At 59.6% G+C, this 18,920-nt stretch carries 15 protein-coding genes and 1 pseudogene; 10 read left to right on the top strand and 6 right to left on the bottom strand.

The genetic code is table 11. The features are described 5' to 3' along the window. The first annotated feature begins 53 nt into the window (after nucleotides 1-53). From PH558_RS26755 to PH558_RS26745, 3 genes are read left to right on the top strand one after another with little or no spacing between them, the layout of a single operon-like run. Nucleotides 54-644, top strand: coding sequence for a hypothetical protein (locus tag PH558_RS26755; protein WP_146214434.1), 591 nt, complete (start codon nucleotides 54-56; stop codon nucleotides 642-644). After that, entirely contained in the window at nucleotides 641-1,204 is a 564-nt protein-coding gene (locus PH558_RS26750; protein WP_146214435.1) for a hypothetical protein, read from the top strand. The genes PH558_RS26755 and PH558_RS26750 overlap by 4 nt, the downstream gene beginning before the upstream one ends. Before the next feature lie 19 nt (nucleotides 1,205-1,223). Beyond that, a complete protein-coding gene (locus PH558_RS26745; protein ID WP_285207541.1) occupies nucleotides 1,224-1,766 on the top strand; it encodes a hypothetical protein in 543 nt (180 codons plus the stop codon). Nucleotides 1,767-1,800: 34 nt separating this feature from the next. Here the strand turns inward: PH558_RS26745 and PH558_RS26740 are convergent, their stop codons facing one another. Next, nucleotides 1,801-3,096: a hypothetical protein gene (locus PH558_RS26740; RefSeq protein WP_285207539.1), complete on the bottom strand. Its 1,296-nt coding sequence runs from the start codon at nucleotides 3,094-3,096 to the stop codon at nucleotides 1,801-1,803. A 92-nt stretch (nucleotides 3,097-3,188) separates the two neighbouring features. After that, complete coding sequence (locus PH558_RS26735; protein WP_483314198.1) at nucleotides 3,189-4,292, bottom strand: LacI family DNA-binding transcriptional regulator; 1,104 nt, start codon at nucleotides 4,290-4,292, stop codon at nucleotides 3,189-3,191. Nucleotides 4,293-4,699: 407 nt separating this feature from the next. On the opposite strand from PH558_RS26735, the gene PH558_RS26730 reads away from it, so the two are divergent. The 3 genes from PH558_RS26730 (at nucleotide 4,700) to PH558_RS26720 (ending at nucleotide 8,429) form a co-directional block, all read left to right on the top strand. Next, nucleotides 4,700-5,656 (top strand): sugar-binding protein, encoded by a 957-nt coding sequence (locus tag PH558_RS26730; protein WP_285207538.1) that lies wholly within the window; start codon nucleotides 4,700-4,702, stop codon nucleotides 5,654-5,656. A 102-nt stretch (nucleotides 5,657-5,758) separates the two neighbouring features. Beyond that, a complete protein-coding gene (locus tag PH558_RS26725; protein WP_285207536.1) occupies nucleotides 5,759-7,300 on the top strand; it encodes a sugar ABC transporter ATP-binding protein in 1,542 nt (513 codons plus the stop codon). A gap of 121 nt (nucleotides 7,301-7,421) precedes the next feature. Further along, complete coding sequence (locus tag PH558_RS26720) at nucleotides 7,422-8,429, top strand: ABC transporter permease (protein ID WP_285207527.1); 1,008 nt, start codon at nucleotides 7,422-7,424, stop codon at nucleotides 8,427-8,429. 59 nt (nucleotides 8,430-8,488) lie between these two features. Here PH558_RS26720 and PH558_RS26715 read toward each other — a convergent pair whose 3' ends face one another. Continuing rightward, the gene (locus PH558_RS26715; RefSeq protein ID WP_285207523.1) at nucleotides 8,489-8,932 is read right to left on the bottom strand and encodes a hypothetical protein; all 444 of its coding nucleotides are present in this window, start codon (nucleotides 8,930-8,932) and stop codon (nucleotides 8,489-8,491) included. Nucleotides 8,933-9,054: 122 nt separating this feature from the next. After that, complete coding sequence (locus PH558_RS26710; RefSeq protein WP_095438535.1) at nucleotides 9,055-9,957, bottom strand: LysR family transcriptional regulator; 903 nt, start codon at nucleotides 9,955-9,957, stop codon at nucleotides 9,055-9,057. A gap of 136 nt (nucleotides 9,958-10,093) precedes the next feature. Here PH558_RS26710 and PH558_RS26705 point away from each other — a divergent pair, with 136 nt between their 5' ends. From PH558_RS26705 to PH558_RS26690, 4 genes and pseudogenes are all read left to right on the top strand, one after another. After that, the gene (locus PH558_RS26705; protein ID WP_285207522.1) at nucleotides 10,094-11,320 is read left to right on the top strand and encodes an HlyD family secretion protein; all 1,227 of its coding nucleotides are present in this window, start codon (nucleotides 10,094-10,096) and stop codon (nucleotides 11,318-11,320) included. A 77-nt stretch (nucleotides 11,321-11,397) separates the two neighbouring features. Beyond that, on the top strand, nucleotides 11,398-13,005 hold the full coding sequence (locus PH558_RS26700; protein WP_095438537.1) for an MDR family MFS transporter: 1,608 nt from the start codon (nucleotides 11,398-11,400) through the stop codon (nucleotides 13,003-13,005). A 48-nt stretch (nucleotides 13,006-13,053) separates the two neighbouring features. Next, nucleotides 13,054-14,241 (top strand): adenylate/guanylate cyclase domain-containing protein, encoded by a 1,188-nt coding sequence (locus tag PH558_RS26695; protein WP_446740135.1) that lies wholly within the window; start codon nucleotides 13,054-13,056, stop codon nucleotides 14,239-14,241. A gap of 389 nt (nucleotides 14,242-14,630) precedes the next feature. Further along, a pseudogene (locus tag PH558_RS26690) lies at nucleotides 14,631-15,593 on the top strand (porin). A 155-nt stretch (nucleotides 15,594-15,748) separates the two neighbouring features. On the opposite strand, the gene PH558_RS26685 reads toward PH558_RS26690, so the two are convergent. Further along, nucleotides 15,749-17,083 carry an acetyl-CoA hydrolase/transferase family protein gene (locus tag PH558_RS26685; RefSeq protein WP_095438540.1) on the bottom strand — a complete coding sequence of 445 codons (1,335 nt, stop codon included), beginning with the start codon at nucleotides 17,081-17,083 and terminating at the stop codon, nucleotides 15,749-15,751. Nucleotides 17,084-17,387: 304 nt separating this feature from the next. Then, on the bottom strand, nucleotides 17,388-18,860 hold the full coding sequence (locus PH558_RS26680; RefSeq protein WP_095438541.1) for a multicopper oxidase family protein: 1,473 nt from the start codon (nucleotides 18,858-18,860) through the stop codon (nucleotides 17,388-17,390). Between the last annotated feature and the right edge of the window lie 60 nt (nucleotides 18,861-18,920).

Below are 18,920 nucleotides of genomic sequence, written 5' to 3'. Positions count from 1 at the left end.
CGCTCGTCCTTCGGCTGCAGGCGGCGAAAGTCACCACCCGATCGCATCAGGCAATGAACCAATCTGCCATCAGCAAAGCGAACAAGGCGCTCTATACACGGATCATCGCCGGTATCGGCGGGCTTCTGGCGGGCGCACTGTCGCTCGGGCTGTCGATCTACGAAACCCGCACGGGAACAGAGGTGGCGCAGGTGCCACCCGGCAAACCCGTCGACGCGGGCCAATGGATGGTTATTCTCAATTCCGGCAGCGTCGCGACCGAAACGCCGGATGGCCGACACCTTCCCGATGGCAAGAAAGCGCTGACACTCGATCTAACCCTTGAGAACATGACAGCGGAAAGCTCGAACTTGTATCGGGATACGCTGAAGCTCGAAAATCTTGCTAACCCCCCGGCCCCACAATTCTATCTTGTCCGGGACAATGATTTGCTTTGGGACCTTCAGCCAATGATGCCGGAAAAGGTCAAGGTCGTCTGGCAATTGCCTGCGACGCAGACGCTTCCCAAGGTGCTGAATGTCGCGATCGTGGGAACCACTTACAAGCCGAAGGACAATCTCTATGCCGCGCCGGGCTGGTTCAACCCGAACGACGTGGCGCGCGTCGGCTTGCCGCTTTCGGTGGGACAAGGAGCAAATCCTTGATACGCCTTTTACTTTCCTTATTGCTCGTCGGCATGACCGCCCTGCTCTTGGCGTTCCTGCAATCGACGACACCGAGCTATGCCGTCCTGACCGGCCCCATCGAAACGTCAGGACCACAGAAGGACACCGTGTCGAGCAAGACGTTCAGCGTCAAGGTCGCCAAGCTCCTGCGCGCGAAGACGATCGCGTTTACCTCTTATGGCAAGCCTGTCGAGCGGCAGACCGAAGGCGCCTGGCTGATCGTCAGTGTCGAACTGCAGTCGAAATATGATACCATGACCATCCAGGCCGCAGCGATTGAAGGAGCTTCCGGCCGCTCCTACCGGCAGACTCATCGTGCCGATGGTGCCCCCCGCCTTCTGCCGTCCAAGGATTTGCAGCCGGGTCTGCCGACGACGGGCATCTTCATCTTCGAGCTGCCGGAAGACGAAACGAGCAATATGGCGCTGGTGCTTTCCAGGCAGCCGTCCCCTCAGCTGGATTCGGAAATTCGCGTCAAGCTCGACGGCGAAACCGTCGAAACGCGCGACCGCGTGGAGATCGGCAATAATGGCGTCTAGACGGGAGAGACGGCTGTGGTTGGCATCCCTGCTTAGCCTGCCCTTCCTGCTGGCTGGCAATTACGCCATCAACGCATGGCGCAATGCCGAGGATTACATCAAGCGAAACGAGCTGCGCGTAAGCGACAATGTCGGCGGACAGACCTATGCCAAGGCCTCCTGGACGCTCAACCAGGCAAGGGTGATCGGCGATGGGCGTGACGGAAAAATTGCCTTCCCCGGCCAGATGCGCCTGGTGGTCGTAAGGCTGGCTGCGAAAGCCGAAGACGATATCGGGCAGTCCTGGGCTCAATGCAGCCTGACCCTGACCGATCCGACGGGGCGCCGCTGGCAGCCCCTCAATTTCATTCTTTCCAAGGATCTCAGCCGCGACCTCGATCCAAAGGCGACCCCCATCGATGGCTGCGATACCATATCGCGCCAGCCGCCTGCCAAAAGGGCAAACACGCTTATGGAGGAAAAATTCGTCGTGCCAGCCGACGCAATTCCCTCTTTATCAGCGCAGCTGAGCTTCGCTTCAACGAGACCGGACGCCATATCCTTCCCGCTGCGGCTGAATTAAAGCAGAGCCATGAGAAGCTGAACCGCTCCGGGCTTCAGCTTCCGCCGCGGCGCCATTCCCGCCCGTGCGCGAAGCCGATTTCCAGAGCTGCGGCAAGCAGGCAAATCTTGATCGGCATGATGAGGACGCCGTCGCCCGGCGCACTGGGACTGCCGAAGACGAGCGAAATGGCCTGCGCAATCATCTGCCACAAGGGCAGATCGTGCGGACCGATGAGCCTGGAGACGCCGTACCAGGCCCAGGCCGAGCCCCAATCCAGCAGCCGGTATAGCAGAATGACCGATAGCATCAGCCCGAGACCGGAACCGAGGGTCAGGCCAACGCCCTCGGCCAATGCGCGATAGCGTTTTGCCGTGCCCGCAATGAAATGCGAAATGAAATCACGGATCGCCTTTGGCAGCGACTGCCAGCGCGAAACCGCACGCGCCAACCGGCCTTCCGTCAGCGGGCGCTCGCCATTGATGTCGTAGCCATAGACCAAGGCGGCAAGCGTCAGCCAGACGATGGGATAAAGAGCATAGAAGAAGAGGCCGCGCATTTGCCGGGAAAAGGAAAACGATGCGTCCTCCGCCGTCGGCGGAAAGATGGTAGCTGCTGCGGCATCGCCAACCGGATTGAGAAAGCCGAAAAAATGCCCGATCGTTTCGGGAAGCCTAGCGATCCAGGAACGGATGTCGCCTTCCCAGGTCGAAATGACAAAGAGACCGATGAAGGCCCAGTTCGCCTCACAAACAACGATGATAACGGCCCAGACCGGTGCTTTCGAACGCGAATGCATGAATTTGGCGAAGCGCCTGACTGCCCAGGCGATAGCAACCGACACGAGGAGCCAGCCACTGCTGCCGAATTTCAGAGGATTATAATCCTCCCCGAACAGCATCAGGTCGAGCGATAGCCTGGAATATTCCCTCACGGTGTCGCCGAGAAATCCCCAAGCGGCGTAGTAGGCGAAGAATGGCACGAGCGTCAGCGCGAGTATCGACGTGAATCCCGGCGTGGCAGAACCGTCGCCAGTATCGGTTTCCGGCCGGGCCGCCGCAGCACGCGAGGCGGCATCAAGCGACGGCAATCCGGGTCGTACGGTCTCGAACAGCGCGACGATGATGACAAGCTTCAGGAGTACGACAAGGGCCAGAGTAGAAAGCCCGGCCAGTGCATTCAGCCGGCCGATCATGACGGCAAGTTCGTTGAGAAGTGAATTTCCAATCAATCCGAGCAGCCACAGCGCCATCAGCTGCGGCCAGAAACGCCACAGCAGTTGCAGAGTGAGCGATGGCAGCCGGAACAGAAGCCGGAGCGGCGAGCGGGTATCCTGGGAGAGAACCGTCATGGCGCATATAGTAACAATCGAACCGCCAGTCGCCAAGACGCCGCTACAGGTTGCCAGGCGAACGGATCACCTGCGGTTGCTTGTGGAATCGATCAAACCTTTCGCACCTTGCGCCCGGTTCTGACGCCAGCCGGCGCGGCAACCGACGCACGTTTGACAAGCGAGCATTCGAGCTTGGTGATCTGGTAGCGGCGCTCTCGCGGCAAGACGGTCGTTTCGAGATGCTCGATCGCCCATTGGCCCATTGCCATGTGAGGCAGGACCGAGGTCGTCAAAGGCGGCACGAGATGACGGCAGATGTCCTCGTCGTCGTAGCCCATGACCGACATGTCCTCCGGAATGTGGAGGCCAGCCTCCTTCAACGCTTCGTAGCAGCCAATGGCGGTACGGTCGTTCTGGCAGAAGATCGCCGTCGGGCGCTCCGGCAGCGAAAGCAGTTTCATGGTACCGGCATAGCCGGCGCTCGCCGACCAGTCACCCTCGATGACAAGCTCCGGGTCGAATGGAATGTCGGCTGTCGCCAAAGCGCGACGATAGCCGGTCAACCGATCCTGGGCGGCCTGCATCCAAGGTTCGCCCGTGATCGTCGCAATGCGATGGTGACCATGCGAAATCAAATGCCGCGTCGCGGTCTGCCCACCGGCTATTTCGCTCGGAACGACGGCCGGAAAGGCATAGTCGGACGTATAGCAATTCAGAAGAATGATCGGGACATTGAGATCATAGAGATAATCCGGCACTTCCACCTCGCGGGTGAAGATCGTCATGTAGATGAGCGCCGAGATGCCGCTGCTGGTGAGCGCCTTGATCGCTCTCGGCTCCATGACGGGATCGCTCATGGTCTGTGCGACGAGCAGAACGTTTCCGGCATTCCAGCAGGCCTGACGCGCGCCTTCGATCGCGACGACCGCCTCTGGACTGGTTGCAAGCTGGTCGACCGCAAAGCCGATGATGCCATCGAGCCTTGACGGAGACAGCAACGCCGGCGGCGCGGCAAGCACCGGCGCGACATAGCCAAGCTGGCGAGCTGCCTCGATGACCCTCTCGCGGGTCTGCTGCGACAGGCGCATGCCGGGCGTATTGTTGAGGACGAAGGATACCGCGCTCTGCGAACATCCGGCCGCTTTGGCAATATCGGTCATCGTGACCCTCGTGCCGGAACGACGGCCGCTTCGCTTCGTTGCCCTGCTGTCGATGGCCGTGCGATCGCCGTTTGCGGCCGATATCTTCTTCACTGCGTCTCATCTCCCCTGAACTGAAAACGGCCTACAATCCCCACGGCCGCCTTCATGCGCTAATTTTTATTATCATCAAATGCACGATCTCGGCAACCGGTGCGGACAGGCATACAATTGCCGCCCACATCTGCAAGCGCGAGATCGCTGGCAATTGAACCGAATAGCTAGATTTTCGAGATTCCACCGCTTCGCCCACACGCAACTGTATTACTAATACTATTTACTAATTGAAATTAGTCATATACGGTCGCTTGCGTGGTTGGACGTGCCGTATCTCGTTTGGCGAGAAACCCTAGGAGGGGGTTAGGACCGGCCTGCCGCGAGTTGCAACTAGATCTCGCACGCGGATCTATGGGAGGATGATCATGAAGTACCTAACACGGGGCGCTGCCGCCTTTGCGGCAGGGTTGCTGATGAGCTATGCGACGGCGACCTACGCCGCCGACAAGCCCACTCTCGCATTTGTGGTCAACGGCGCATCCGACTTCTGGAAGGCGGCCGAAGCCGGCGTCAAGAAGGCTCAGGCCGAACTGCCTGACTTCAATATGGAACTGAAATATCCTGAACAATCGTCGGTCGCGATTCAGCAGCGACTGATGGAAGATCTCGTGGCGGCCGGCGTCAAGGGCATCATGGTTTCGGCCGTTGATCCCAAGACCTCGACGGAAGGGCTGAACAAGATCGGTTCGGAAACTGCGCTGTTTACCACCGATAGCGACGCACCGGATACGAACCGCGTCGCCTATATCGGCTCATCCAACATCGATGCCGGCAAACAAGCCGCCGAAATCGCCAAGAAAGCCATGCCGAACGGGGGCAAGTGCATCGGCTTCGTGGGGCTTCTCGGCGCCGACAATGCCAAGGAGCGCATCCAGGGCATGAAGGATGGCCTGGCGGGCACGAAGATCGAATTGACCGACGTGCGCGGCGACGACATCGACCAGACGAGAGCGAAGAAGAATGTCGAAGACGCGCTCGTTGCGAACCCTGACGTCACCTGCATGGTCGGCTTTTACTCCTACAACACGCCGCGCATCTATGAAGCACTGCGCGAAGCCGGCAAACTCGGCCAGATCACCGTGGTCGGTTTCGATGATGACCCGATCACGCTCGGCGGCGTCAAGGAAGGAACGATCGCCGCCACGGTGGTGCAGCAGCCCTATCTCTGGGCCTATCAGGGCATGAAGCTGATGGCCGCCTATCTGAAGGGTGACAAATCAGGCATTCCCGCCAACAAGCTGATCATCATCCCGACGAAAATCATCGGCAAGGACGACGTCGATGCCTATGCGGCCAATCTGAAGGCCATGGCTGGCAATTGAGGCCAGCCGGCAGCGCCGGTTACGGGGACCGGCGCTGCTCGAATGCAGTTGCTCACGTCGCCGCGGCTCTCGAAGCCACATCGCACAGGCATGATATTCGTTATGAACCAGCGTTCGGATAACTTGGCATCGGCTGAAACCACAACGCCCATTCTCAGCCTTTCGGGAATCGGCAAGACCTACCCGGGCGTGGTGGCGCTCGATAATTTCTCGATGGACGTCAGCCCCGGCGAGGTGATCGGTCTTGTCGGCGAGAACGGCGCCGGCAAATCGACGCTCATGAAAATCCTCGGCGGCGTCGTCAGGCCGGATCATGGCAGCATTCGGCTCGATGGAGCCGAGCATGGCGCCTTCACGGTCGAAAGCAGCATTGCGTCCGGGATTGCCTTTGTCCATCAAGAGCTCAACCTTTTTGAAAATCTCGATGTTGCGGCCAATATTTTCCTTGGCCGCGAACCGCTGTGGGGCGGCGCTTTGAAACTGGTCGACCGCGCCCGTCTGCGCGAGATGGTCGCCCCTCTTTTAAAGCGCGTTGGCGCCAATTTCTCGCCGGATACGCCGGTGGCGTCACTATCGCTTGCCCAGCAGCAGATGGTCGAAATCGCCAAGGCACTGTCCATCAATGCCCGTCTCGTCATTCTCGATGAGCCGACCTCGAGCCTGCCGCTTGCTGAAACGGAAAAGCTGCTGGCCGTCATATCCTCGCTGAAAGCCGAAGGGATCAGCGTCATCTTCATTTCGCATCGCCTGCATGAGGTCGAACGTGTCGCCGATCGCGTCATCGTTCTGCGCGACGGCACGCTTGTCGGCACATTGCCGAAAGACGCCATCGACCACGATCGCATGGTGAAGCTGATGATCGGGCGGGCATTGGCCGCGCGCTCCGTGGAAGCGGCCCGTCCGCCGGGCGATATCGCCCTGAAGATCGCGGCAGTTCGCACAGCCGCCTATCCGGCGCAGCCCGTCAACCTGGATATCCGTTACGGTGAAATCCTGGGCCTTGCCGGCCTCGTCGGCTCAGGCCGGACGGAACTTGCCCGCGTCCTGTTCGGGGTCGACCATAGCTATGGCGGCACCATCGCCCTCAGTGGACAGGACCTGAAATTGCGATCCGCCAGAGACGCTGTCGCCAACGGCATTTTTCTGGTGCCTGAAGATCGCAAGCTGAATGGCATCCTGCTCGACATGCCGATCTCGCAGAATATATCGTTGCCCAACCTTCCGGCCTTTGCGCGCCGCTCCATGGTTTCACCGGAGCGAGAAAATACCATGGCCGAAACGCAGCGCAGGCAGCTCGCCATCAAGACTCCATCGGTCGCAACCCGTACCGGCACGCTTTCGGGCGGCAACCAGCAGAAGGTCGCGCTCGCCAAATGGCTGGCGATGCATCCGAAGGTGCTGATCTTCGACGAGCCCACCCGCGGGATCGATATTGGCGCGAAGAGCGAAATCTACAGCCTGATGCGCAAGCTTGCCGATGCCGGTGTGGCGATCCTAATGATCTCGAGCGACATGGAAGAAGTGATCGGGGTCTCCGACCGGATCGCGGTCATGCATGAAGGCCGGATCTCCGGCATTCTCGAAAAGGATCAGTTCAGTCAGGAAAACGTGCTTTTGCTGGCCGTCGGCAAAACGCTACACTAGAGCGGCTCATCGAATCTTGAGCCATCCTAACTCATTGTTTTTACGCAATTTCCAACGAAAGACGCTCGGTGCTTTCCCATGGAATTGCTCTAACGGCTGCTATCAATGGGAATTGATATCGATGAGTAAGAAAGATCTGGGCCTGCTTCTGTTGATCATCGTCGTCGGCATTGTCGTGACGATCATCAATCCGCGCTTCCTTCTGCCGATCAACCTCGCCAATACCTCGAACCTCATCGGCCTTTTCGGAATATTGTCGATCGGCCAGGCTTTCGTCATCATCACCGGCGGCATCGAACTGTCGGTAGGCTCGCTGGTTGCCCTGCTCGGCGTCCTGTTCATCGATTTCATCGCTGTCCAGAACATCCCCTGGGCCATTGCCCTGCCCTTGATCCTGATCCTTGGCGGCGTCCTGGGAGCGATCCATGGCTGGCTGATTACCCGGCTCAACCTCCAGCCTTTCGTCGTCACGCTCTGCGGCCTCCTGATCTATCGTGGCGCCGCGCGCTTCTACACGGCAGACGGGACGGCCGGCTTCGCCTTCGGCCAGAACTTTCCGACCCTCGAATTCCTGACCGCCGGCCGCTTCTATGGAGTGCCGAACACCTTCATCGCGCTTGTGATCATTGCCGCCGTCATGTGGATCGTTCTGCATCGCTCCGTCTATGGCCGTTATCTCTACGCCATCGGCAAGAATGAGGAGGCGGCAAAATATTCCGGCATCCGCACCACGAAGATGGTAACGGTCGCCTATATCATCTGCGGCGTGCTGACGGCGCTTTCCGCGATCTATTTTGCCATGTACACCCGCTCCATCTCGCCGGCGAGCCACGGGCAGTTCTATGAGCTCTACGCGATCGCCGCGGCGGTTCTTGGCGGCTTTTCGCTGCGCGGCGGTGAAGGATCGCTGATCGGCGTGGTGCTGGGCACGATCCTGCTGCAGGAATTGCAGAACCTCGTCAACCTTTTGGGTATCCCTTCCTCGCTCAACTTCGCCGTCATGGGCGGCGTCATCCTGATCGGCGTCTTGATCGACCAGCAATGGAGCGCTATCCGGGCGCAACGGCGCCTCGTTTCTGCCGCACGCCAGGCGGAGACCCGCCAGCCCGCCGAACAACCGCAGTCATGACGGGATCGACCCGAGAGGTGTCATGTACGATCGGTAACACGATGCCATGCCCATGGATTTCAGGAGGGCATCGACCTGTTGCAGACGGGGCATCCGTCAGCATGCATGATGATCCCATGCGTTTCGCAGCGGCTGAGGGCGCTCTCGGAAAAGGTCGAATGGATTGCCGCAGCGCTTGCCCTGATATCGTGTGATCCAAATACCGACACCAGCGTCCGCAAGCGCGTCAGGCACGGCATTAGCCAGTCTTCTTTCGGCTCGTAGCCCAGTTTCTCCCAACCGACTTTCGATTCCGCGGCAGTGATCGCCCGAATTAGAAAATTCCGATCCTCGGCAAATGTTGCAACGTGCCAAGGCATTTCGGCGATGTCGAATCCCACCGCTCCAAGTCCCAAGACTGCCTGATCTCGCGATGCGATCCAGGATGAAAACGCTTGCTCTGACCTCGTCTGCGCCAACGCCGACCCAGCAATGGCGAGAACTTCCATGAAAACGTCGGTCAATCCGTTCTGCATCTGATCGCGGGCAGCTCCGGACGAGCATTGCATGTTATTCGGTTCGCCATGGCTTTGAGATGGCTCCATTTACGGCTGCGTCACCGACGTAAGAATAGGCCCTGTCCTGATCAGGTCATCCACTTGCGGTGCTCGGCGAAACGCTCTGCCAAAAGGTCGATGAACAATCGCACTTTCGTCGGCAGATGGCTACGGTTCGGATAGATCGCGCTGATCATGAATTCCACGGCGCGATAGTCGGGCATGACACGCACGAGACGGCCAGCGGCCACCTCTTCGAAGACGATGAAACTCGGCGCGAGAAAGATGCCCTGCCCGCTTGCCAGGAGAAAGCGCAGCGTCTCCGCGCTGTTGGAGACGACATTGCCGGAAATCTTGACTCCTACCTGCTTTCCATCGGCATCCTCGAAACGCCATTCGTCGCCATAGGGGTAATAGGTATATTGCAGGCAATTATGCTCCGCGAGATCGGCCGGAACCTTCGGCATCGGATGTGTGTCACGATATTCGGGCGAGCAGACGAGCATGTGCCGCCAGGGCGCAAGCTTGCGTGCGACGAGTGTCGAGTCGGACGCGGGCAGGGTTCGGATCATAAGATCGTAACCCTCCTCGACCATGTCGATCGACCGTTCTCCGACGTTGAAATCGAGCGAGATCGCGGGATATTGCGTCATGAATTCGTTGACGACGGGAAGCAGGAAGCGGACGATGGCGCCGCTGGTGTAGAGCTTCAGCGTGCCTCGCGGCGTGGTACTAAGCGCACCGGCGGCCCGATCGGCCTCCTCGAGATCGGCCAGGATCTGCAAGGAACGCTCATAATAATATTTGCCGGTTTCCGTCAAACTGATCCGGCGCGTCGTCCGGTTCAGGAGCCGCGCGCCCAAGCGGTCTTCCAACGATTGCACGTGATTGCCCACCATGGTGACGGACATGTTGAGGCGGCGGGCGGCGGCGGAAAAGCCGCCACATTCCACCACCCGGCCAAAGACTGTGAGGCTGGTCAACCGATCCATATTGTCCTCGGATTATCCACTATGACTTGATGATCCTTCCCGATTTGAGGAGATTATCAGAAGGACGGTTCGGACGCATCTTCATCGCATCAAAATGGCCCCGGGCAAAGGGGTGGCGCATTGAAGGAAACGGACAATGGTGGAACTCCCCCGCAACGAAGCGTTCAGGAACGCGAGCCAAGCCGATGCTGCTCCGGCCAACGAGGTCGCCAGGTCTCCGGCAACCGAAGCCCCGCAGGGCGTGACCGTCGAAGCGCCTGTCGCTTCGGCCACGCCCAAGGCTGGCAGAAAGCTCATCAAGCGCGGCGTGCTGATCGCCGCGCTGCTGGCTGGCGTCGCGATCGCGGCGGATTTCGGCTACCGCTACTGGACGGTCGGACGCTTCATCGAATCCACAGACGATGCCTATGTGAAGGCCGATTACACCACGATCGCGCCGAAGGTCGCCGGCTATATCAAGGATGTGCTTGTCAACGACAATGACAAGGTCAAGGCCGGCCAGGTGCTCGCCCGCATAGACGGTCGCGATTTCCAGGCCGCACTTTCCCAGGCGAAGGCGGACCTCAAGGCCGCTGACGCGGCGATTTCCAACATCGATGCGCAGATCCAGCTGCAGCAATCGCTGATCGGGCAGGCCAAGGCAACGGTCGACGCGTCGCAAGCCTCCTTGGATTATGCGATATCGGATGCCGCGCGTTCGGCTCGTCTGATCACCAATGGCGTCGGCACACAGTCGCGGGCCGAAGAGACGGCATCGGCCAGAAAGCAGGCCGCCGCCGCCGTCGAGCGCGACCAAGCCGCGCTGGTCGCCGCTCAGAACAAGGTACCGGTGCTGCAGACCCAGCGAGACCAGGCAGCCGCCCAGCGCGATCGGGCCGCCGCGGCCGTTCAGCAGGCCGAGCTCAATCTTTCCTATACCAACATTGTCGCCGCCGTCGACGGCACGGTCGGCGCCCGCTCGATTCGCGTCGGGCAGTATGTGACATCGGGAACGCAGCTGATGGCGGTGGTGCCGCTGCACTCGGTCTATGTCGTCGCGAACTTCAAGGAGACGCAGCTCACCTATGTACGTCCCGGACAGTCGGTCGAAATCAAGGTCGACAGCTTCCCGGACGTCACCATCAAGGGCCATGTCGACAGCCTCTCGCCGGCAAGCGGGCTCGAATTCTCGCTGCTGCCACCGGACAATGCGACAGGCAATTTCACCAAGATCGTCCAGCGCATACCGGTGAAGATCGTCATCGATGACGATAATCTGGCCGGGCTGCTGCGCTCCGGCATGTCGGTGGAGCCGGAAATCGACACCAAGGCCACCCAGACATCGACGACGGATGCACAAGGATTATCCAGCCACGCTGGATGATCCTTCCCGATCTTCATCGATTATCACCTCTGTATCGTCATGAGATTATTCCGGCATGAGCCGGAAGGAGACACGTCGTGGCTACCCTTCAGATCGCCGCAAACAACAATTCAGCCGCATCCGCTCCGGTTGCCCGGGCCGCCATGAGCCCGCTGCGCATGTGGACCGCCGTCGTTGGTTCGACACTTGGCGCCTTCATGGCCGTTCTCAACATCCAGATCGTCAATGCCTCGCTTGCCGACATCCAGGGCGCGATCGGCGCCGGAACGGACGATGGCGGCTGGATCTCGACTTCCTATCTGATCGCCGAGATTGTGGTCATTCCCCTTAGCGCCTGGCTCGCCCGCGTTTTTTCGGTACGCATCTATCTGCTGACCAACGCTATCCTTTTCCTTCTCTTCTCAGTCGGCTGCGCCTTTGCCGCGAACCTCCAGCAGATGATCATTCTGCGCGCCATACAGGGCTTTTCCGGCGGCGTGCTGATCCCCATGGCCTTCACGATCATCATCACGCTGCTTCCGAAGCCCAAGCAACCGATGGGTCTTGCCCTCTTTGCTCTTTCCGCCACCTTCGCGCCGGCGATCGGCCCGACCATCGGCGGCTACCTCACGGAAAACTGGGGCTGGGAATACATATTCTATGTCAATCTCGTACCCGGCATACTGATGGTCGGCATGCTCTGGGCCTCGCTTGACCGCGCACCGATGAACCTTTCGCTGCTCGCCAAGGGCGATTGGCCCGGCATCATCACCATGGCGGTTGGCCTTGCGGCACTGCAGACCGTGCTTGAAGAAGGCAATAAGGACGACTGGTTCGGCTCGCCGTTCATCGTCCGCCTCTCCGTCATCGCCGCGGTCTCTTTGACGCTCTTTCTCGTTATCGAACTCCGCGCCGCTCATCCGCTCCTCAATCTGCGTCTGCTGGCACGCCGCAATTTCGGCTTCGGCATCGTCGCCAATTTCCTGATGGGCGTCGCCCTCTATGGTTCGGTCTTCATCCTGCCGATCTATCTGACGCGCATCCAGGGCTATAATTCCGAGCAGATCGGCATGGTGCTTGCATGGACCGGCATTCCGCAGCTCATTCTGATCCCGCTGGTGCCGCGGCTGATGAAGCGTGTCGACGCCCGGCTGCTGATCATTGTCGGCTTCGCGCTCTTTGCCGCTTCGAACTTCATGAATATCTACATGACGAGCAACTATGCCAGCGACCAGCTCTTCTGGCCGAACATCGTGCGTGCCGTCGGCCAGGCACTCGCCTTCACGCCGCTGACGGCGATCGCCACCGCCGGCATCGAGCAGGAAAATGCCGGTTCCGCTTCGGCGCTCTTCAACATGATGCGCAATCTCGGTGGCGCGGTCGGCATTGCAGCGCTGCAGACCTTTCTCACCAAGCGCGAGCAGTTCCATTCCAACATCCTCACGAATTCGGTCTCCGTATTCGAAGAGGCGACCCGTGCCCGCGTTGCCAATCTGACGAATTACTTCATGAACCATGGTGTCAGCGACCAGGCGCTTGCCACGCACAAGGCGATCGTCGCCATCGCCGCCAGCCTTCGCAAGCAGGCCAACATCATGGCTTTCAGCGACACTTTCTTCCTGCTCGGCGTCGCGCTGGTCATCGCCCTCGTCGCGAGCCTGCTTCTGAAGAAACCCGGCCACCTTTCCGGCGGTGCGGCACACTGAGGGCCGCATCTCAAAGAGGAGGAGATAGCCATGACCCTGCTGCACGACATGCCCAAGACCGCGGTCATCAATTCCAGAGCGGGCAATAGTGGCGTCAACACCGCGGCTACCCTCAGCCTGATCGAATGGCTGACGGGCGATGAATGCCACGCTCTCGACGAGGCCGGCCTCGTCGCCGGGCTCGGCCGCCGCCTGCGGGCCCTCGACCTTCCCATCGATCGATTGACGCTGCACCTGACGACCCTGCATCCCGAATTCATCGGCCGCACCTTCGCCTGGGCGCCCGGCGAGCCGGTCGAGATCCATGATCGCGAACATGGCTCGCGTCTCGCGCTTGCCAATACGCCGCTCATGAAGGCACAGGAGATGCGCGAACCGCTCGTCGTCGGTCCAGGCGAGAGTCCGCACGGGCGCTGGCAACATATCGACATATTTTCCGGCCGGGGGCTGGTGCAACTGATCGTGGCGCCGCTTTGCAACGCCGACGGACCGATCAGCTGCGCCGTCTTCGCCACGCGGCGGCCAGGCGGCTTCACATCCGGCGAGCATGATCTGTTCGAGCGCATCCTGCCGGCATTGCGCAACACGTGCGAACTCCGCGTCCTCAGACAATGCGAACTCAGCCTTCTCGACACCTATATCGGCCCGATGACGGCGAGCCGCATCCTTGCCGGACACATCCGCCGCGGGGAAATCGAATCGATGGAGGCTGCACTTCTGCTGTGCGACCTGCGCGGTTTCACCGAGCTTTCCAATCGGCTGCCTGGCGGCACGGTGCTCGGGCTCTTGAACGCTTATTTTGACAAGGTGATACCGGCGATCACCCACAAAGGCGGAGAAGTGCTGAAATTCATGGGCGATGCGGTTCTGGCATTCTTTCCGGGCGCCGATGCGACCGGAGCCTGCGATGCCGCGCTGACCGCGGCAAAGACAATCCTCGATGAAATAAGCAGCTTCGAATATGAAGGCATCCGCGTCAAGGTCGGTATCGCGCTGCACTATGGCGAGGTGAGCTACGGCAATGTCGGCTCCGGCAACCGCCTGGACTTCACCTTGATCGGCCCTGACGTCAATATCGTCAGCCGTATCCAGAGCGTCTGCAGCGAGAGCGGCGAAGCGCTCCTGATATCAAGCCCCTTCCAGCAAAAGGCTGATATCACCGATGCCATCTCGATCGGGCGGCAGCCGCTGAAGGGCTTCGCCAATGCGATGGAGCTTTTTGCGATCGCATGCTGACGCTGCCGATGAAACAAGAGAGGTGGGCCATCCATGCATTCGGTCGATCCGTCGATTGCGCGGATGGGCTTTCCTGTCCGGATTTCCCGCCAAGCATGTGTTGCATTAAATCAACAACCAGTTTTTCCGTTTCCGAATGGTTCCGGTTCAGATTTACAAACAATCTGAATGTATATAGCCCTGTCATCAGGACCTAATTAGCTTGCGATCTGGTGGGGTGTTGTTTCAGTCGCCAGCTAACGAGGCTCCATCGGGGTGGGGATAGTACCGGCGGTCTATTGCAGATGCAGTGCCTGGTTTTGCTTCCTGTTTGCGGGGAGCACTTCCAGGATAGCCTATTATGCTCGCTCCTTGGATTACGTAGGAATAATTACGACAAGGAGTTTAAAATGAACATCAAGAGCTCTTCTCGGCTCCGCTGCTGCGCTGGCAGCAGTATCCGGTGCTCATGCTGCTGACGCGATCGTCGCTGCTGAGCCCGAGCCGCTGGAATACGTTCGCATCTGCGACGCATATGGTGCAGGTTACTTCTTCATTCCCGGAACCGAAACCTGCCTCAAGGTCGGCGGCATGGTCCGTACCGAAGGCAAGTGGTACGATGCCTATAATGCCAACAGTCACAACGGCACTCTGTGGCATACCCGCGCCCAGCTGAGTCTCGACACCGCGACCGACACCGAATACGGCCCGCTGAAGACCAACACGGTCATCCGTTGGGATTGGCAGGAAGGCAATTCGACCTCCAGCAAGCTGCTGTTCGCCAACATCAGCCTCGGCGGCTTCCTCGTCGGTAAGGCCGATTCGCAGTATAACTACTACATCGGTTATGCCGGCGACGTCATCAACGACGACGTGATCTATGACGGCCCGTATGAACTCAACCAGTTGACCTATAGCTACGATGCCGGCAATGGCTTCACGGCTGTCGTCTCGCTCGAAGACAGCAACTCCAGCGGTTCGGGCGCTGGTTATGGCGCGAGCTGGGCAAGCGACGACAAGGCGAACCACTACGCTCCTGACGTCGTTGCCGGTGCTGGCTTCAAGTCTGGCGCATGGGGCTTCAAGGTCGTCGGCGGTTACGACTCCATCAAGTCGGAAGGCGCCATCAAGGCTCGTGTCGATGCCGACTTCGGTACCTTCTCGGCCTTCCTGATGGGCGGCTGGAACACGGACGGCGACAACCTGAACAAATGCTCGCCTATACCGACTCCAAGATCTTTGCCGCAACCACCAACGTCAAGTGGAACCCGGTCAAGAACCTGCTCATCGAGCCGGAAGTCTCCTACACCAATTTCGATTCTGTGAACCAGGATCAGTGGGCTGGCATCTTGCGCTTCCAGCGTAGCTTCTAAGAGCGATTTCCCTGGTCCCCTGGGACCAGGGACGGGAAGCCTGATGTACCGATCCATCAGGCTTCTCCCATCGATCGGTTGACCTCCGATCAAAGCCGGAAGGATCCGATTTCCCCGGGTCCTTCTTATCTCCATGCAAGATCAACGATGTTACGTCAATCCGGCGCATAGAACCCCGCCTGGTGGGCGGCCCGATCCAGCTCCTCCCGGAAATCGGGATGGGCAAGCGCAATCATCGCCTTTGCCCGCTCCGCCACCGATTTTCCCTTAAGGTTCACCCAGCCATATTCCGTGACAACGATATGGATATCGTTGCGCGACGTCGTTACTGGACCTGTCAGCGTTGGAACGATACGCGAAAGCGTTCCTTTGGCCGCCGTCGCATGACAGGCGATGATCGAGCGGCCGCCGCGTGAGCCGTAGGCGCCTCGGACGAAATCCACCTGCCCGCCCGAGCCGCTGAACTGCCTTCCATTGACGAATTCGGAATTGCACGCGCCATTGAGATCGATCTGCAGCGTCGCATTGACCGACACCATGCGGTCATTTTGCGCGATGACGAACGGATTGTTCACATAGTCAACGGGATGCGCTTCGACATCGGGATTATCGTTCAGGAAGTCGTAAAGCGGCTTATCTCCCAGCGCAAAGGTGAAGATGGTTCGCCCGAGATGTATCTGCTTGCGGCTATTGTCGACCACGCCAGCCCTGACCAGGGCGGCAAGTCCCGATGTCATCATTTCGGTATGGATGCCCAGATGGCGGTGCTGTGAGAGACCGGCGCAAACAGCGTCAGGCAGCGCACCGATGCCCATCTGCAGGCAATCGCCATCGTTCACGAGTCCCGCGACGATGGCGCCGATCGCATCATCGACTTCCGAGCGAGGCGCGGCAGCGAGCGCCGGCAGGCTTGCGTCGTTCTCGACAAGCGCGGTGACGCTCGAGACCGGGATCATGCAATTGCCCCGCACGTAGGGCATGCTGGGATTGACTTCAAGGATCAGCCGAGCGCCGGGCTTGCGGGCGACCGCCAGGGCATAATCCGTGCTGGCGCCGAGACTGAAATTCCCGTCCTCATCCATAGGCGAGACGGTAGCGATCAACGTATCGACGCCGACATGCTCCACCAGCGAGCGCGGCACCTGGCTGAAATGGCACGGCACGATTTCGGCGGCGGGCAGCATCTCCGCCATTCGCCGCTTATCCAGGGCGCGATCCACCGCTCCATGAAAATAACTCATGGGAACGATGCGATCGCGCAGGTCGAAGTCGAGCACGCTGGAGCCGGCGACGCCTGTACAAAGCAGGTAGTAAAGCCGGACATTGTCCACCGCGCCAGCCCGCGCACGGTCGGCCAGCGCCGCAAGGATGGCAGGCGGCTGGCCGGCAGCGATCGGCATGGCGATCTTCGCGCCCGATGGTATTAAGGCAACGGCCTGATGGGCAGAGCGCACGCGTTCGCGGTATTGCGTCTGATGATTAGCGGCCATCGAGTCCTCCCCTTGAATGCCACCGTCAGCACAATTTGGCATCCACTGCGAGATCGCATAAGGCCCTCCTCCGAGGCCGCCGCGAACACCTTCGCTGCAGTAGGACGCGCTTACATAAAAGCGCCTAACCCGCTGTTTGCGCAAGACCAGAACATCATACTCACACCGGCAAAGGCGAAATCGTCCTCAACCTTCAATCGGCATTGACGCGGCAACCTCATCGGGCGCAGTCTTCGAGACTCAAGGATAAAGGGAAGGACAATATCAATTCTCCTTCCTCGGCTGCAATCAATGATGAAGCTTGTCAGGCCCTAACGTCGATCATGCCCATCATGCCGAGATCTTCATGCTCGAGGATGTGGCAATGATACATGCGCGGCCCCGGCAATTCCTGTCGCAGCAGGATGCGTACCGTCTCGCCGGCGGCGACGTTCACGGTGTCTTTCCAGGCCCGATAGGATGACTTGGTGACCGCGCCGTCCTTTTCGCGTTCGATAAGCTGGAACTGCGTCCCATGCACATGAAACGGATGGTCCATATCCGCTTGATTGACGATTTCCCAGAGCTCGACCTGTCCGACCTTCGAAACTTCATCAACGCGCGTCATATCGAAACTGGCGCCGTTGATGAGGAACTTCATCTCCATGCCTTCCATGGATTCCGTCAATACAAAGCGACGCGTGGCTGACGGTTCCGCGAGGCCATCAATGGTGCGCAGCTTCGCGGGAAGCGGCGGCGCGACAGGTGCAGCTTCCTCTGAAACACTTGCCGTCAGCAAGGTCATGCCGGCCTCATCGGGCTTGCCCGGCCCCATCCACCCACGCTCATAGTCGAGCGTGACAAGCTTTGCCGCTCCCGGTCTGTCGAAGGAGATGATGAGCTCGACGCGCTCGGCGGGCGCAAGCAGCAAATCGTCTATGCTGATGGGAGCCTCGATAAGGCCGCCATCCGTTCCGACGAGCACCATGGTGGCATTCTCGAATCTCAGCCGCAGGAATCGCGCATTTGTCGCGTTGAGGAGGCGCAGGCGACGCTTTTCCCCTTTGGCGACGGCCAGAACCGGATTTTTCTGGCCATTGACCAACACATGATCGCCGACACGCCCGTTCATCAGATCGATCATGTTGCTCGCCGGCATGCTTCCATCTTCGGCGATCCGAAGATCGGTGAACATCAGCATCGTATCGCCATATTCGGCAGGGATCGGGTCATCCTTGGGTTTGACCAGAAAGATGCCTGCGAGGCCGCGATAGACCTGCGCGGCGGTAAGACCATGCGGATGGGGATGGAACCAATAGGATGCGGCGCTGCCCAGCGGAAGATCGAAAGCATAGATGCGCTCGCTGCCCGAAGCGACGGGTTCCATGGGACTGCCGTCCTGATCGGCCGGCACCGGCACCCCATGCCAATGAACCGTCGTTGGCTCATCGGGAATGCCGTTCCTGAAGCTGATCTCGATCCTGTCGCCCTCATAGGCCTCGACCACGGGATTTCCGCCGTTGTAGAGGAGCACGGGCGTATCGAGCCCTTCGGCGAAGCGAGCAAGCCCCCGCTCGGCGGTAAGCCTTGCCTTGAACAAACCGGCTTCGCCGGCCTCGTTCCTCAAGCGCGGCAACTCGCGCAGAGGCTGCCCCTCCGGCAGGACGGGCGTGTTGCCGGCCGCAGGCGTCATGTTGTGAGTGCCGTTCATGCTGCCCATGTCGTGCATCATCTGGGCCGAGGCACGTCCGGAAATCGCAAGGCCCGCCAGCCCCGCTAGAAAATTACGTCTGTACATCGATTGCTTCCTCTTGCTCACCTGGAAACGATACACCCAGAAGGCCGCTCACCAAGGTAT

The sequence above is a fragment of the Rhizobium pantanalense genome, assembly GCF_030182525.1.
Lineage (GTDB): Bacteria > Pseudomonadota > Alphaproteobacteria > Rhizobiales > Rhizobiaceae > Rhizobium.
Note: the sequence above shows the minus strand (reverse complement) of the source record. Positions and strands in the feature narration are given on the sequence as shown.

What these genes read in the sequence shown, in the direction of transcription:
- PH558_RS26730 (WP_285207538.1), top strand. Translation starts at nt 4,700, where the DNA reads ATGAAGTACCTAACACGGGGCGCTGCCGCCTTTGCGGCAGGGTTGCTG.
- PH558_RS26705 (WP_285207522.1), top strand. Translation starts at nt 10,094, where the DNA reads ATGGTGGAACTCCCCCGCAACGAAGCGTTCAGGAACGCGAGCCAAGCC.
- PH558_RS26720 (WP_285207527.1), top strand. Translation starts at nt 7,422, where the DNA reads ATGAGTAAGAAAGATCTGGGCCTGCTTCTGTTGATCATCGTCGTCGGC.
- PH558_RS26710 (WP_095438535.1), bottom strand. Translation starts at nt 9,957, where the DNA reads ATGGATCGGTTGACCAGCCTCACAGTCTTTGGCCGGGTGGTGGAATGT.
- PH558_RS26695 (WP_446740135.1), top strand. Translation starts at nt 13,054, where the DNA reads ATGCCCAAGACCGCGGTCATCAATTCCAGAGCGGGCAATAGTGGCGTC.
- PH558_RS26725 (WP_285207536.1), top strand. Translation starts at nt 5,759, where the DNA reads ATGAACCAGCGTTCGGATAACTTGGCATCGGCTGAAACCACAACGCCC.
- PH558_RS26755 (WP_146214434.1), top strand. Translation starts at nt 54, where the DNA reads ATGAACCAATCTGCCATCAGCAAAGCGAACAAGGCGCTCTATACACGG.
- PH558_RS26680 (WP_095438541.1), bottom strand. Translation starts at nt 18,860, where the DNA reads ATGTACAGACGTAATTTTCTAGCGGGGCTGGCGGGCCTTGCGATTTCC.
- PH558_RS26685 (WP_095438540.1), bottom strand. Translation starts at nt 17,083, where the DNA reads ATGGCCGCTAATCATCAGACGCAATACCGCGAACGCGTGCGCTCTGCC.
- PH558_RS26740 (WP_285207539.1), bottom strand. Translation starts at nt 3,096, where the DNA reads ATGACGGTTCTCTCCCAGGATACCCGCTCGCCGCTCCGGCTTCTGTTC.